The sequence below is a fragment of the Lewinella sp. 4G2 genome, from assembly GCF_001625015.1.
In the GTDB taxonomy this organism is placed as follows: domain Bacteria; phylum Bacteroidota; class Bacteroidia; order Chitinophagales; family Saprospiraceae; genus Neolewinella.
In genome coordinates, this window is the sequence record NZ_LVWJ02000011.1 from 360195 (window position 1) to 376382 (window position 16188).

Annotated in this window: 4 protein-coding genes; 1 reads left to right on the forward strand and 3 read right to left on the reverse strand. The window is 54.3% G+C overall.

Annotated elements, in window-relative coordinates:
- Positions 1-127 precede the first annotated feature (127 nt).
- Complete coding sequence (locus tag A3850_RS01530) at positions 128-1108, forward strand: hypothetical protein (RefSeq protein ID WP_068213346.1); 981 nt, start codon at positions 128-130, stop codon at positions 1106-1108.
- Between the two features lie 232 nt (positions 1109-1340).
- Here A3850_RS01530 and A3850_RS01535 read toward each other — a convergent pair whose 3' ends face one another.
- The 3 genes from A3850_RS01535 to A3850_RS01545 all read right to left on the reverse strand — a co-directional run bounded on the left by A3850_RS01535 (position 1341) and on the right by A3850_RS01545 (position 16098).
- Entirely contained in the window at positions 1341-1976 is a 636-nt protein-coding gene (locus A3850_RS01535; RefSeq protein WP_068213349.1) for a DUF4294 domain-containing protein, read from the reverse strand.
- A 218-nt stretch (positions 1977-2194) separates the two neighbouring features.
- Positions 2195-7600, reverse strand: coding sequence for a choice-of-anchor D domain-containing protein (locus A3850_RS01540; protein WP_082921547.1), 5406 nt, complete (start codon positions 7598-7600; stop codon positions 2195-2197).
- 227 nt (positions 7601-7827) lie between these two features.
- A complete protein-coding gene (locus tag A3850_RS01545) occupies positions 7828-16098 on the reverse strand; it encodes a gliding motility-associated C-terminal domain-containing protein (protein ID WP_068213357.1) in 8271 nt (2756 codons plus the stop codon).
- Positions 16099-16188 lie beyond the last annotated feature (90 nt).

Consider the following 16188-nt stretch of genomic DNA (forward strand, 5'->3'; position numbering starts at 1 on the left):
TTTCTATCACCTGAGCCCACTTTTAAGTTTCACACCCCTTGAAATCGTTGATGTTTGGCCCCGCTTGCGGGGGCACGACCAAACCAGTCTCCACGCTTGAGGGCACACCGCTTTTACACGCACACACATGTTAAACCAAGTCACTTACTTCGAGCGTCTGCTCGCTTTGCACCCCAGCAAATTTGAAATGGCTAAACGCCTGACGAGCATTCTATCCATCAGTAGCGATGCTGTTTACCGGCGCATCCGCGGTGATACCGCGCTGACGACCGACGAGCTTTTTGAGCTGCAGCGGCACTTCCACGTGAATCTAACCGACTCCGCGAGCGCGGGTATGTTCGAGTTCAATTTCGCCGAGCGGGAAATCAAGAGCCCGGGTGATTACGTCGACCAATTGGAGGCGCGGATGGCCATGGTCAAAGAACTAACTGGCTTGCGGCTACTGATCGCCAACCCGGGGCTACCCTTCTTTCACGAAATGATCTGGCCCCGGCTATTTGCCTTCAAACTATACATCTACGGCAGCACGGTGTGGAACTTTAGTGGGTGGCAGGACCTGAAATTCAAGCCGGAAGTCATCGATCAAAAGGTGCTGGACCGCGCCTTCGCCATCGGTGAATACTCCTACACCGTACCGGGCATCGAGTTGTGGACGCTCGGTATCCTCCACGCTACGCTGGACCAGATCGAGTTCATGCACCTGGCCGGCAAGTTTGCCGACGATGAGCAGGCCGACCTCTTACTGAGAGAACTGAGTAGTTTGGTTGATCACCTCGCGGAAATGTCCAGTACGGGCCGCAAATTCGTACCGGGAGCGGACCCAGAGCAGGGCGCCCTATTTTCCCCAGCCCACAACGAATTGGCCAACAACGATAACGTGGTGGTCATTGAATCCGACCAGGCCACCACGCTCTTCGCCACCTTCATTACGCCCAACTTCCTGCAAACGGTAAACCCTACTGTAGTGGGCCTGACGCAAAAATGGTTCCACGGTATTGATGCCCTTTCTACCCCACTCGGGGCTACCGCCGGGCGGCAGCGGGGTTGGTATTTCAAGCGGCTACGGAAGCAGTTAAAGGATGTTCGAAACCGGATTGAAAACGAGTAGAATTAAAAATTAATTCTGAGTCGCCACGCGTTATGCGAATTTTGCAACTCACGTAAGGGCCCTAAATATATCTTCGCACCAGAATTGACGGACTCCGGAAAGTGACACTGTTCAAACTCTATTTTTATTGTAATCTCAGTTTTAGAACCGATCACCACATTAGTGGTCATCGGTTTTGCTGATTCTAGGGGTCTGCTCTTCCGGGTCACTTTCCCCGAACGGTAAACTAGAATCACCTGACCTCGACCGCGGTACTGTCCAGTTCTACGGTGGGAATCTCGTAGCTGACGTTAAAATCGTCAATCACCGCATCCAGGATCTTATCCTCTCCGACGGTGTACTGCTGCTTTAATTTGTGGCCGTAGAGCCCGCCGAGGGTAGCCCAGTAGCGCGCCGTCATCCCGCCCCTGAGTTCCTTGATGAGGTCGTAGATCGGCGTATCGATCTCGTTTTCGATCATCGCGATCAGGATCTTGCCCTGGGTTTTGGACATCTTTTTCAGCGGCTCCTCAAACTTCTCCTGCAGCTCTTTTTGCAGGTTTTTGTTGTAGCGTTTGCGCTCCTTTTTGCTCATGTTCTGCGTCATGTATTCCGTCTCCCGGAAGATCCGGATGGCGTCCACGGCGAAGGGATAGGCACGTTGCGCGTAGATCCGGTAGCGGCGGTAAAGCTTAAAATCCTCCTCCGAATCGAAGGCCTCGGGCGAAGTCACCGACATATCGTCCAGCTGTGCGACGATCAGCGTATCCCCACAATCGTCCACGACGTAGGGGTAATATTTCCCGTCCACCTTAGTGTACCCACTATTCTGGGCGCTGACGCAGGTACCGAGCAAGGACAAGCAAAGAAGGGTGAATAGAATGCGCATGGGGTATTCGTTAGGCTACTACTATAAATGTTTTTCCGAGGGGGAAAGGTGTACAGGGTTTTGTTAAAAGATTTGGGTTGAGTAACCGAAATAGAGTGGTAACCAATTGGTTGAGCACTTAAAAAGGACTCCTATTTATTTCTCGTCAGCCCAAAAATAACGAAGGCGGCACCATTACTAGTACCGCCTCCGCTGGATGAATCGAAATCTGTTCTCGGCTACTGTGGATTGGGCCGGCCAATCACAATGGTCAGGTTTTTACCCCGGAAATCGGTCACCTCCGGGTAAGTACCTCCCGGGCTGATGAACATCTTACCCGGTGCGGTGGACGCCGTGATGGCATCGTTGATGGTTGCGTACCAAAGTTGCGTTTCTTCCAGGAAGACCCTTCCGTTCAAAGCTTCGCCGATGACCACGATCTGGGTGGAAGCAGCCGAACTGCTCGTCACGTCGATGGTAGCCGTCTTGGAACCAGCCATACTCGGGTCAAACTCAACTTCGATGGTGGCCGACTCATTCGGTGCCAGCGTGGTGGTGGAAGGCGTACCCACCACAAAGTCAGCACTCGAAGATTGAAAGCTGAGCCCGGTTACGTTAGCATTACCAGTATTTTGGATGGTAAAGGTCCGCGTCACGCGAGCGGCATTCTCGATGATGGTGGTACCGAAGTTGGTACTGACCTGCCCCGTTTCCACGAGGTTACCGCAGGCGACGACGACGTTACGCGTTACCTGAGTGGCCGCGTTACCCGCGTCATCCATAACGTTGAAGGTGACGGGGTAGGTCCCGGCCGTGGTCAGATCTACCTGAGAGTCATCAACCGTGATGTTGTTACTCAACCCACAATTATCAGTAGCCGTAGCGCCGGGGTCGGAGTAGGTTCCGCTAGTACACGTCAGCATCAGTGGGTTGGCACCGATGAGCGCAATGGTAGGCGCAGTCTGGTCCAGCACCGTCAGCACGATCTGGCAAGCCGTTGCCCCGGAGGTGTTCCCCGCAACGTCGCTGAGGGTTAGGTTGACCGTAAGGGTGCTGTTGTTGGTCTGGCCGGTCACGATACCACTGACGGATTGCTGTACGGTGTTGGTACCCAGATTACAGTTGTCCATCGCATCCGTAATTCCTGTGGTCAGATCCGGCACCATTACGGCGCAGTTGGGGTCTCCGTTCATGACCACGTTGCGGGCCGTTGGGCTGGGGCAGGTAAAGGTTGGCGGGGTGTTATCCGTACCCGCCGCGACCGTTACCGTAGAGGCAAAGGTGTCGTCACAGGTAGCGTCGTCAGTATCGGCGACGGAGATGGTGTATCCTCCGGCGGCCAGATTAGTGAAGTTCCCATCTGTATTCGTGATTGGAGTTCCACCTCCCATCGGCGTTGCCGTGTAGGTGATGGGGGTGGTTGCATTATTACAGGAGGTGCAGGTAGCTACGACGGTGATGGAACCATCCGCGGCACCGGGGCAACCCTCCGCTGTGGGCGTAGCCGAAGTGATGCTGAGGTCACAGGCGGGAACCGCTGTCCCGGAAACCGTGAAGGTATAAGGGTCGGCTCCCGGCAGACAGGCATCGGAATTAACGGTCACGGTAGCCGTGTTGCTTCCGGCGGCCAATGGGGCGTACCGAACGGTAAAGGTGGCCGTAGCACCACCGGCGACGGTAGTTGGAAGTGTGCCCACTAACGCAAAGCGCATCCCCTGAGTGACGTCAATACTGGAGATGTTCAGCGGAGAACCGCCTGAGTTGGAGATGGTGAAGGTCCGGTCCACGGTCGTTCCGACGAATACGTTGTTGCCAAAGTCCGTGTCGTTAGTGGCCGAGGCAGTAGCCGCGCCATTGGTGATCGGGTTACCCGCACCGCTGAGGGCGATACGGCCTACGGTGATGGCGGGGGCTGCGGCTACGGGCGCCGTTGAGAAGGTGGTAGTATTCAGGATGTTCGAAGCACCGCTACTATTGGACATATTGTAAGTATCACCGGAGCCATTATCGGAGGAAGAGCCGTCAGCAGCGCCCCAGTAATTGCCGGATGCGTCGATTTTGCTACCATTAATCAGGACGATAGCATCAGTCGAGTTACAAGCAAAATTGTTATTGATGATCTTCAATTCTTCATCGCTGGAATTAGCGGAGAAGTTTGCGCTGACGCCGATACTATTACCCTCCAGCGTATTCTCCGACAGAGTAGTATTGGTAAGTACGATATTGCCACCAGTACTTATGTTAATCGCCCGAAAACGGTCCTTCACCCGGTTCTTCGTAATGAGTGCGGGCGAAGAATTATTGACGCTAATGGCCGTGCTCCCTTGGTTGAGGTTAAGTCCGGCAGCCAGGCTGGGAATGTTTACCCCCTGAATGGTGACGTTATCACAATCGTCTACTCGCAATACGTCCGCGAAGACCTGTTCATAGGCGTCGGTAGCCTTCATAACTACCTCGCTATTCGCAAGCGTGCCGTCAGAGATTTTGAGATCTTCAATACCGGTTAGGCGATAAGCGCGACTACAGTCTACGAATGCATTGTCCTCAACAAATAAGCGCTTATTGGTGTTGGCGTTTGTCGTGAGATTAGTCAATGTGATGGCGCTTCGCGTACTGTTCCCTTCCACCCGGGTTAGTACGTTGTCCGTAATGGTTACATCACTAGTACGGTTAACGAGCACGGCGAAGAACTTAAGGTCTGGAAAGGCGGAATTCGTCACCGCTACGCGTTCACACAGGTCTAGCGAGGCACCTTGGTCGCGATTACCAATTGTAATATCATCCAGCGTTACTTGCTCACAATTTTCCACGGTCATCCCCGTACCGCTTTTATTCGTGCCGGAAAAGCTGATATCGAATCCACTGACGGTCAAATTATCGCATTCACTGAAGTACAGTGGGAGGGTGGTGCACTCCTTAAGTCCATCACCATCAGCGATCAGCACTTCCGGTGATCCAGACGTTGCAAGGATGGGATTATCAATTCCGGTGATGCGAAAACCGCGTGGGCATGCATTCATATCGTTACCCCTTACGTTCATACGCAGACCATTTGCATCCGGGGTTATCGTGGCGAGACTAATGGCTGCGTAGTTTGTTGCGGTGGCACTTTGATTAATGACGTTATTAAGAATGCTTGCTCCTTTACAACGGAAAATGGAGATGGCATTACGCTGGGAACTATTCACCGTACAGTTCTGCACGGTCAGTGTTTCCGTATTCGTAACCTTTATGCCTTCCACTCGCTTACCAACCGTTACGTTATCAATCAATAGGTTAGGACAATTGTTGGCGTCAATGCCGGTTCCACTCGTACCACCTCCAGTATGGCTGAGGTCAAAATCTCTAAGGTTAAGATTTGCGCAGTTATTGGCATATATTATCGTTGCTCGCGCAGTCTTATGGCCATCGCTATCCCGTAACAGTATTTCTGGATCAGTACTCGTGACGCTTGAATTTTTCAGCGTAACGTCTGGAATGCCAATAATCTGTAGTACGTTCTCATCATTGGAGAAGGTATTATTTCGAACGTTCATACGGTTACCCGCGCTTCCGGTAATATTACTCAATTGGATGGAAGAGCTACCGTTACCTGCGCCCGTATCGGTAAAAGCATTGCCCGTCACGGTATGTCCGGTACCTCGGTCAATTCTAACTCCTTCCCGAAATAAAGTGGTAAATGTGGAGCTTGTTACACTGGTAGTATTACAATTCAATAACTGCACTCCTCTTTCTCGTGCTGAACTTACCAACCGGTCAATTGTCACGCCGTCGCTATTTAACACCAAAATACTATTGCCCCGCCTAGCCGTACTACCCAGTGGGTCTACGTAGGAGAGATCAAAGTTTTCGAGTATCAGGTTATCGCAGTTGTCACACGTAAGCACCGTCCCCGTAGTACTCTTGTGGCCGTCAGTATCCTTGAGTAAAATTTCGGGGTCCGTGGGCGAGAGGACAGTGTTCCTAAGCTTCAGTCCGCTAACATTTTTTACGGATAGCGTACTACCTCCACCGGAAATAGAGTTATTTCGAACGTTAAGGCGGCTTCCAGCTACCCCCGTTATATCATGTACTTTAATGTAAGTAGCACTAATATTCGTAGCACCATTACTAAACATATTATTAGTAATGGTGTGGTTAGTCCCCAGCCGAACATTAACATTGTCTCCTTTGACATTGGAGAAGCTGGAATTTATTATTTCAGTACCCGTACAGGTAAATAGCTCAATGCCTTTATCGCGTCTATCCACCGTAAGGTTATCCACCGATAAGTTATCACACAAGCTTGCGCTGATGGCCGTACCGCGTATGTTTGACCCATTTGGATCCACATAAGAAAGGTCAAAATTATCCAGGCTGAGATTGTCGCAATTCGCCAGCTTGAGTACCGTACCAGACATGTCTACTCCTACGTTTGTAGGTAGTAAAATTTCGGGGCTTCCCGAATTCGCAATGGTGAGATTATCCATCGCTTGAATCAGCAGAGCATTACTACCGAATTGAAAGCTGTTTCCAGATACCGATAGACGATTACCACCTACACCTGCACTGATGTTATTGAGGCTAAGCGCCGCCTGCCCGGCGTCAAAGTTGCTACTGAGGAAAGTATTGTTTTGAATCGTTACGTCTGAGCCCATTACCACCTGCAAACCATTCTTTTGAATATTCTCGAAGATTGAATTCTCCACCACAACGATGTCTGCATCCCTAATAAATATGCCTTCAAACAAATGCTTGGCGATGACATTGCGGATAGTGAGGTTATCACAATTGTTGATGTTCATTGCATCTCCACGCCGGAAGGTAGTGCCAGCTTGATCGTAGCTTACATTAATACCATCGATGGTAGCATTATGGCAATTAGATATTCCCAACTTACGCCCATTCGTTGACGTAATCTCCGCCCCCTGGATCTGAACTTCATCGGCAGCTGTGATTCCGATGGTGATGTCACCAATATTGTTGAAGTTGAAAGCCGCACCACCGTTCGTAATAACATTACCGCGTATATTCAACAAGCGCGGCGCTCCACCAACTCCCTGGATGCTCCCAAGGTCGATGTGAGTCGTATTGCTTTTTGCACCATTGAAAGCGTTATTGGTGACGGTAACGTCCGCCGCATCTAATATCTTGACAGCGTTTCCAACGTTAGTGAACACCATATCCGTCACGCTTACTTTCACCGCTTGGTTCGTGTGGACGCCGCCCACTTTACCCTGGTTAAAGTTCGTATTGGTCGAAGCAATCTCTAGCCCGAGGACGGTCAGTTCCATCACTGGAGTATTACCCAGCGTTTTGAAAACCCCGGAACTATTGCGGTCACTCTCAATCTTCACCGTAGGCATCCCGGCCGCGTAGCCCATCGACGTTGATCCATCAATGGTCAGATCATCAGAGATTGCAATCATATCAACAGTACTCAGCGAGATAGTACCGGAAAAACCCGCAAACGAGATGATGTCCGGCCCCGCCGTAGTATTAGCCTGATCTATAGCCCAACGCAGCGAGCCTGCCGTGTTAATGTCGTCACTGTCGTTGGTGACGATGAAAGTGGCCGCCTTTAGCGAAGTCGCCGCGGTAAAAAACACGAGCAGCAGTGCCACGATAGGGCGTAGCTGCGGAATAAAAGTTCTGTGGTGGAACATGACAGTGGTGAAGCAGCCAACCGCCGCGAGTACCTAGACCCTACGCCCAAATCATGAAATTTGAATGCAGACGAACGAATAAGTGTGGTTAGACAGTGAAGGTAACGAAGAGGAAAGCCTGGTTAGTAGTTTAAATCGCGCGCAAGGTAATTAGACTCAGGCGTCATTTCCAACCTTCACGTACACTTTCGGCCATTACGGAGAGGAATGGACATCCAACAAGAAACCTACCGCAGCAAATTCACCACCCCACTCCCCAAGGTAACCTCCCCGTCCGACCAACGCACCCGGTACCGGACAATGTAAGTCCCCGTTGGCCGATCATCGCCGTCCCAGCCGGCGTTGAGGTCACCAGCCGGAAAGTCACCTGCGCGGAAGACTTCCCCGCCCCACCGGTCGTACACGGCCATTTCTTCCACCGTCGCCCTACCCGCGCGGGTGTAGACCATCAGACGGTCGTTGACGCCATCACCGTTGGGGCTGAAGGCCGTGGGCAGGTAGGCATCCCGGCGGCGGGCGATTTGTACTAACGTGGAGTCGGTCGCCAGGCAGCCGGATTCATCCATTACCGTGGCAAATACCAATGTTGGATTCAGCGGCTCCATATCTAGGGCCGGGCAGTTAAGGCAGGTGGCCTCCGCCAGGGTATCACTCACCAGGTAGCTGTATACGTAGCCACCGCGGCCCCCGTCGGCACTGGCGGGTAATTGAATGCGGTCCCCTTCGAGAACGACTACGTTATCGGGCAGATCCACGGTGAGTGGAGCGGGGTCCGAAATGGTAAAGGTCTCCGTTACCTCACAGCCATTTCCGTATTGTATCGCTACGGTGTAGCCACCCGTCGCCACGCTGTCCAGCACTGCTGGGCTGGTAAAGAGAGAGTCGTTAACCCGTAAGCTTGTGGCACCAATCAAATCACCAATCAGGATACGCGCGTCGTCTGCGCCGGCGCAGGAGATGTCCAGCACCTCAACCAAGTCGTCGATCATGGGTGCGGTCGTCAGGCTGAACGTGTAATTCACCACGCTATCGCAAGTGCCGGGCCGGGTGAATCGCCGTTCCACCACCGTATCTCTGGCAACCGTGATTATCTCATCACCCACTGCTACTGGTCCCGCCTCGCACAGCGTTTCGGCCACGCTTACGGTAGTTTCCCGACCCACAAAAACCCGGTAGGTCTGGGCGCTGTCGCAGGTGCCAGGTTGGGGATATAATTCAGTAAAGACGGTATCCTGAGTAATAAAGTAGGTTCCTTGATCGGTTGTAAGCATCTCTGCATTACAGTAGTTCAGTACGGTCGTATTGGCTGCGCCTTCCTCCACGGAAATTTGATAGGTGACGGTACTGTCGCAAGCCCCCGCCGTAGGATATACCTCGGTGAAGGTGGTATCCTGGGTGACGAAGTAATCGGACCGCTCAGTAACGAACAACGTCGGCTCACAGAAGCGATCGGTGACCAGCATACTTGGCGCCTCGTCAATAAAGATGCGGTAGGTCTGGATGCTGTCGCATTCCCCCGGCCGTAAGTACGTTTCCTCGATCACCGTATCGCGGGTCACGAAATAGGTATCCTGCCCGGTCGTTACGGTGGAGGGGCCACATCTCCGGTCCCTTACCTCGGCACCCGCGGCAGCGCCCAACTGGACGGTGGTTACGCGCGAACCCGTACATCCTTCTGCGGTGGTAAACGGCTCGTTGATCACCGTATCCTGAGTGACGAAGTAAGTCCCACCAGCAGTAACCACCGGCCCGGGCTGGCAGATAAACTCGTTAAATTGTTCGTCCACGGCGGGTCGAATCGTGACCGTGTAGGTATGCACGGAATCGCAAGTGCCAGGACGGACAAAGGTCTCCTCAATCACCGTATCCCGGGTAACGAAGTAGGTACTGATGCCAGTCGCGAAAGTCTCCGGACCACAGAGTTGGTCACTACTCGCCCCCGTTACCCCACTACCAATCGTAACCGTGTAGGTATGCACGGAATCGCAGGTGCCAGGCCGGACAAAGGTTTCCTCAATAACCGTATCTCGTGTTATGAAATAGGTACCGAGGCCAGTCGTGTATAGTTCCGGACCACAAAGTTGGTCACTACTCGCCCCCGTCACCCCACTACCGATCGTGACCGTGTAGGTGTGCACGGAATCGCAAGTGCCGGGCCGGACAAAGGTTTCCTCAATCACCGTATCCCGCGTGACGAAGTAGGTGCTGAGACCAGTCGCGAAAGTCTCCGGACCACAAAGTTGGTCACTACTCGCCCCCATCACCCCACTACCGATGGTAACCGTGTAGGTATGCACGGAATCGCAAGTTCCGGGCCGAACAAAGGTTTCCTCAATCACCGTATCCTGCGTCACGAAGTAGGTATTGAGACCAGCCGCGTAGGTCTCCGGACCACAAAGTTGGTCACTACTCGCCCCCGTCACCCCACTGCCGATCGTGACCGTGTAGGTATGCACGGAATCGCAAGTGCCAGCACGGACGAAGGTCTCCTCAATCACCGTATCCCGCGTAACGAAGTAGGTACTAAGGCCGGTCGCAAAAGTCTCCGGGCCACACAAACTGAAGTCACTACCAGCCTGCACCGCGGGCGTAATGGTAACGCGGAAAACCTCAGTACTATCGCACCCCGCTGCGGAGGTAAAGCGCTCCGTAATCACCGTATCCTGGGTAACGAAGTAGGACGCCGCACCCGTACTAACTAACTGCGGCCCACACTGGCTGACGGTAGTTTCATTCAAGAATAATTCGTTCACCGTAACCTCCGTGATGCGCAAACTGTCTCCTCCACTCTCGGCGACGTACCGCTCTCGGATCGTCGTATCCTGGGTAACGAAGTAATCCGCTTGCGGGGTGGTGAATAGCCCCGGCCCGCACTGGGTAGCGGTTCCCGTGGTGGTTACGGCAGACGGGCGGACGAGTACGTATGTCTGCATCGAATCGCAGCCATTACTCCCTACGTAAGTCTCCGTAATAATAGTATCACCATTGATCGCGTAGGTGCCCTGAGCGGTGATGAGGTTATCCTGATTAAAGGGATCAAAAGTGAGCGTGTCCCGCGTAAGGTCATTGACAGTCACCGAATAGGTGATTGTGCTATCACACCCCGTCACGCTGCTGTACAATTCGTTGATCAGGGTATCTTGCGTGACGAAGTACACCGCCCGCTCGGTCACCACCTCCCCCGGGCCACACTGGTTGACCGGGATGACCTCCTGGCTTTCTTCGCCAATGAAGATCTGGTAGGTATGGACGCTGTCACATTCGCCAGGGCGCGCGTAGGTCTCTTCGATAACGGTGTCCCGCTCCACGAAGTAATTGGTCTGCCCGGAAAAGAATACCGTCGGCTCGCAGAAATTGGAGGTCGTCGTAGCGCCCAGAACGTCGCTGATCGTGATGCGATACGTTTGGAGACTATCGCAGTTCTCTACCGTCGTGTAGGTTTCCGTAAAGACGGTATCCTGAGTGATGAAGTAGTCTTGCTGGTCGGTTTGAAAAGCGCTGGCACCGCACAACGTCCGTTGGGTTTCGTTGCTCGGCGATGAGTTGGTCGTGATGATGAAGCGGTGCAAACTATCGCAGAAGGCCAGCGTCTGATACATCTCCTCGATGATCGTATCCTGGTTGATTCGGTAGCGTCGCATCCCGGTGATGTAATCCGTCCCGGCACAGACTACGGGGAAGCTCTCCCCCACGATGCCACCGGCGTCAATACTCACCCGGTAGATCTGGGTACTGTCACATCCACCCGCGCTGGGGTAGGTTTCGTTGATTACGGTATCCTGCGTAACGAAGTAGGTCCGTAGATCGGTAGTAACCCGCGTATTGCCGCAGCCTTCCAACTCAATGTCTGGCCCCGACACGTTTTCGTTGATTGTGATGGTATAGGTGACGGTGCTATCACAACCGTCAAAAGCGGAGAACACTTCGGTGATGACAGTATCCTGCGTAACGAAGTAGGTCTCCGCACCAGTAAAGTAGGCCGTTGGCGCGCAGTAATTATCCCGCACCGCTCCGGTGATGGCCTCCCCTACGGTAATTACGTAGGACTGTACACTGTCACAACCACTCACGCGGAGGTAGGTCTCTTCGAAGGTGGTATCCTGGGTAATGAAGTAATCCTGCTGGTCCGTACTGTACGGCCCTGGCGCGCAGAGGTAATCCGTCGCTTCCTCCTCCACCACCAGGCGGACGTAGAGGGCAAAACTGACCGTACTGTCACACCCATTCGCGGCTACGTAGGTTTCGGAAATCAGCGTATCGGTTGTGATGGTGTACACCCCCTGGTCCGTAATAAATTGGTTCAGCGGCAGACAGGGGATTTGAAAGGTGGTCTGCGGACTCTCCAGCACGGTGATGAGGTAGCGCTGCGTACTGTCCACCCCACTGCTGGCGGTGTACATCTCCGTAATGGTCGTATCCTGAGTAACGAAGTAGGCCGATTGGTTAGTGATGTACAGCCCCTGCCCGCACTGGTCCACCAAAATGTCCGGCCCCGTTACGTCGTTGGCCGTAACCTGAAAGGTGATGTTGCGGACGCTATCGCAACCATTAGCTCCCGTGTATACCTCGCGCTCCGTCTCTCCATCCGCCGGCGTATAGGTCATCTGCGCGGTCGTGTAAGAATCCCCGGCGGAGAGCATGACCAGGGTATCGATGGGTGCAATGGACCCATCCACCACCGTATAGCGCGTGGCACCGGAACAGGTGGCATTCGTTTGCTCCAATTCAACAATACCCGGCACGGAAAGCGTGATGGATGCGTAGCTCAAATTGCTCGCCGTTCCGCTAATGACGTTCCAGGAATAGCCAGCCGCGGCAGGTTCGGGTACGGTAATGGTGACCGTCGCTTCGTCGCAGGCGGTGATGGTTTGGTCTGCTTCAAGGTCCAACCCACCGTTGGTGATCCGGATGGTATCGGTCAGTTGGCACTCCCCTTCGTCGAAGACGATATTCAGGTAGTACGTACCGGGGCCAGGGGGTTGAAATTCCGCATCCGTGGAGCCATCCTGCCACAAATAATCCGCCACGAAACCGGGTGGGACGTTCGGTGAGACCGGGGGAATGTTCGCATTACAAATGTCCAGATCGGGCCCGAGGAATTCCCGGTCGAGGGAGCGGACCACTCCGTTGGTTTCAAAGACCCACCCCGGGCTGGAATTATTGATGTTGGTGGAGTTCCGGCCGGCCAGCTTACCACCCGGCCCAGTTGCGCTCACATTATCAAGGCGGACGTAATCCATCTCCGCTTCCGCGCCTGCCACCATCCGGATCGTGGACGTGGCACCGGCCCGATCCGGTTCAATACCGATGGGGAAACAGGCCGTCCCGACGGCAATCAACCGCTCGTGAATGACCAGGCTTTCGGGGTCCTGATCCAGCGCGTAGTTCTTTCCTTTCGTAAGAATCAGACTATCCACGCTTACCGGGCCGTCAAAGATGCCCCCTCCGCGAAAGATCGCCGTCCGCACCCGCGCCCGCTCCGGCCCGGGTCCGCCGGGGGAGTTAGCGATGAGCTCCGCGTTCTGTTCGTTGTCCGGGCTGGTATATTCCAGCGTCATGTCGTAGTCACCTGGGTTCAGATAGGCCGTACCGTAACTACTGGGGAAGATGATATAGGCATCATCCACCAGTAACTGCGTCTCCCGCGAGCTGATCATCCGAATGGGGAAAGAGCTGGCGGTTAGCGTACACCTACTGGACCCAAGGTCACAGATCGTCTGTACCGGTGAGCCCGCCGGCGCCGGGCTGATGATAATGAGCGAGATATCGATCTCATGGTCATTGGAATTAAAGCGCCCGTTCTTACAGTCGATGATCGTACCGTCCAGGATCGGGCCTCGCAGGTTAAGCGTACCGGAACCGAGGATGTTGAGCTCATCCACCTCCCGGCCGGCGGGTTGGAAATTGACGGTGCCCGTCCCGCGGAAATTGTGATTCTCCAATTCGTTGGTGATGCGGTTATCCAAAAAGCAGGAGCCGTAGAAATCAAAGTCGTCACCCAGGAAATTGACGTCTTCGTCCAGGCCACGCGCGTCGAAAGTGCGGCATTCCGGGACGGAGCTTCCCGCTGGGGTAGCTCCTTCGTAAAAGCGGAGTTCGCCGGCCGCGTTGAAGGACGCCGCGTCGAGCACCACGTCATCGATACGGGAGGGGATACAGGCTCCGCCGGCACCACCGGTCGTTTCGGACCAGTGGGCGGAATCAAACCAACTCCCGGCTCCACCGACCCAGTAAACGGTGCGGGAAGTGGGCGCGCCGGTGAAGGTCCAGCCCGCTGCACCCCCCAGGTCGAGGGATTCGGTGGCCGTCCAGGTGGTGCCCGCCGCGGCTACGTTCTCGATCTGTAGGTTCATTCCACTCTGCGGAGTTGCGGATCGAAGCGTATACGTACCCGATACCGACTCCAGGGTGATCTTGTCCGTACAACTCCCCTCCGCCCGGAAATTATCGGTGGCCAGTTCGCTGCCACCACCGGTCCCCTCAAAGCTGTAGGTAGAGCCCGGGCTGAGCAACAGGTTATCGATCCGCCCATTCAGATTGAAGGTGGTGCTGCGGAGCACCTCTACGGTCTCCGCGTAAAAATCGCGTGCTTTAATTTCCGTGGGCCCGCTCGTAAAAATGGACTTGATGTGGTTCTGCTCCGTGCCGTCGGATTCCAACTCAATCTCCAGTTCCGCCTCCGTTTCGTAGGAAATTAGACTTGCCTGGCTGGCTTCGAAAAACGAAGTCCCGTCGGCATCCAATTGAAATCTGCGGCGTGCGGTTCCGTTGGTGGATTTCAAATAAATGGTGGAGGTGCCAAAATCAACGGAGGCGTCATTACGAGTAAGCAGGAACCCCCCGCAGCTGAGCGGATAATCAGCGGTGATCAAGCTTCCCTGATCGACAATGATATCGGAACTCGCCTCCAGGCTATCCAGCAGGGTCCATTCGCCATTCAGGCCCTGGAATTCAAGTCGCAGTCTAGCGGTTCCGCCGTCACTCTGAATCTCTTTCCCGGCGCCGTCTCCCCGGAAGTTGAGGCGCGCGTTCTGGGCTTCCGAATCCCAGGTACAGTTCGTGGTAAGGTAGAGCGAACCGTAGAGGTCGAGGTCGCCATTTCGCTCCATGTACAAGGTAGCGGCATCGTTATTCCCCCGCCAATCCATCGTGCGAGCGGAAACCTGGCCTTCGAGAATGGTTACCGTTTGCCCCGGCACGGTAAAACTGGCTGCGTCAAAAATGACGTTATTCGAAGGCCCGGGCACGCAGGCTCCGGATGGGCCACCGCTGGTGTAGGACCAGTGATTGGTATCCGTCCAGTCGCCGGAGTTCCCGACCCAGTACCGGTCGAAACCGTTGGCGCTGACAAAACTCCAACCACTGACGTTCCCAAAGCCGCCACTTTCGTTCGCGGTAAAATTGGCCCCGCCCGAGGCGGAGATATTGGTAAAATCCGCACCTTCGACGTTAATCGTCGCTGCGGCCGGAGCACTGAAAAAGGCTTCCTGGTCGGCGGTGAAACCAATGCGTTCCGTACAGGTGCCGAGGATCCGCAATTCATCCTCTACGGTGATGACGGTCCCATCGTTGATCTCGTGTTGCCAGCCGGGGCCGTATTCTAGTTCGGATGCCCGAAGATTAGGATTCAAACGAGTGTCGCCATTTAGGGTAACTGCATCAAAGCTCAACTCCTGATTGGGCACGCTAAAGTCAAAACGCTCATCCATACTCAGGTAGCTCCCCGGACCGGTTTGCACGTAAGTAAACTCGGCAATCCGCGGTACGGCCTCGCCGCCGATCCGGAGGTAAACGATGTTGTTCGCAGTGATTTCAACCCTGAGCGTGGCGCAGCTCGCGGCCTCGGTAGCATCCAGGTCCAACTCAACGGTACCGGTCGCTTGGATAAAGAGATCAGCGTAATCCTCCTGGCCGTCTCCCCGAAAAGTGACGGCGCTCGCAGCTAGGGTCGCCCCCGCCGCAAAGTCTACCGCACCGGATTGCTTGAGAAATCGCCTCGTAGAAGAGAAGTCCCCCTGGACATTAAATATGGATGTCGGGGTTCCCTCCAACGTGACCGCGCTACGGATCAGCTTACCGCCCGTATTAATTGAGGTTGGACCGTTCGTGCCCCGAAAGGTGAGGAGGGATGAATACTGCCACTCCAGCGACCCCGAAATAAATAGGTCACCGTGAATATCCAGGCCACCATCAGTCGAAGAAAAGCCGCCGCCGATCAGGGCCGCTCCCGGCTCGTTCGTCGTGATTCTAAGGTTACGGCACTGCGCAAAGATTTGCAACAAGTCAATTGTCTGGTCCGGGCCCGTGAAGGAGTTGGCGTCGATAAAAACGTCGTCGTTCGCCGAAGGGATGGAGAAGTACAGGTTGCTGCCACCACTCGTCGTGGCCCAGTGGCCGACGTCATCCCATTCCCCGCTGCCCCCGACCCAGTAGTAGGAGTCCGCGGAAAGCGTACAACTCAGGGAAAGCAGGAGTAGAAGTAGGTGAAAAGCTTTCATATAAATTCCTTTTCGCGCCCGGTGCAACGGGGCAAACCATCGGTTTGCTAAGCGGATCTAATGCTTTTCAAAGATACGGACCAGGAAGGA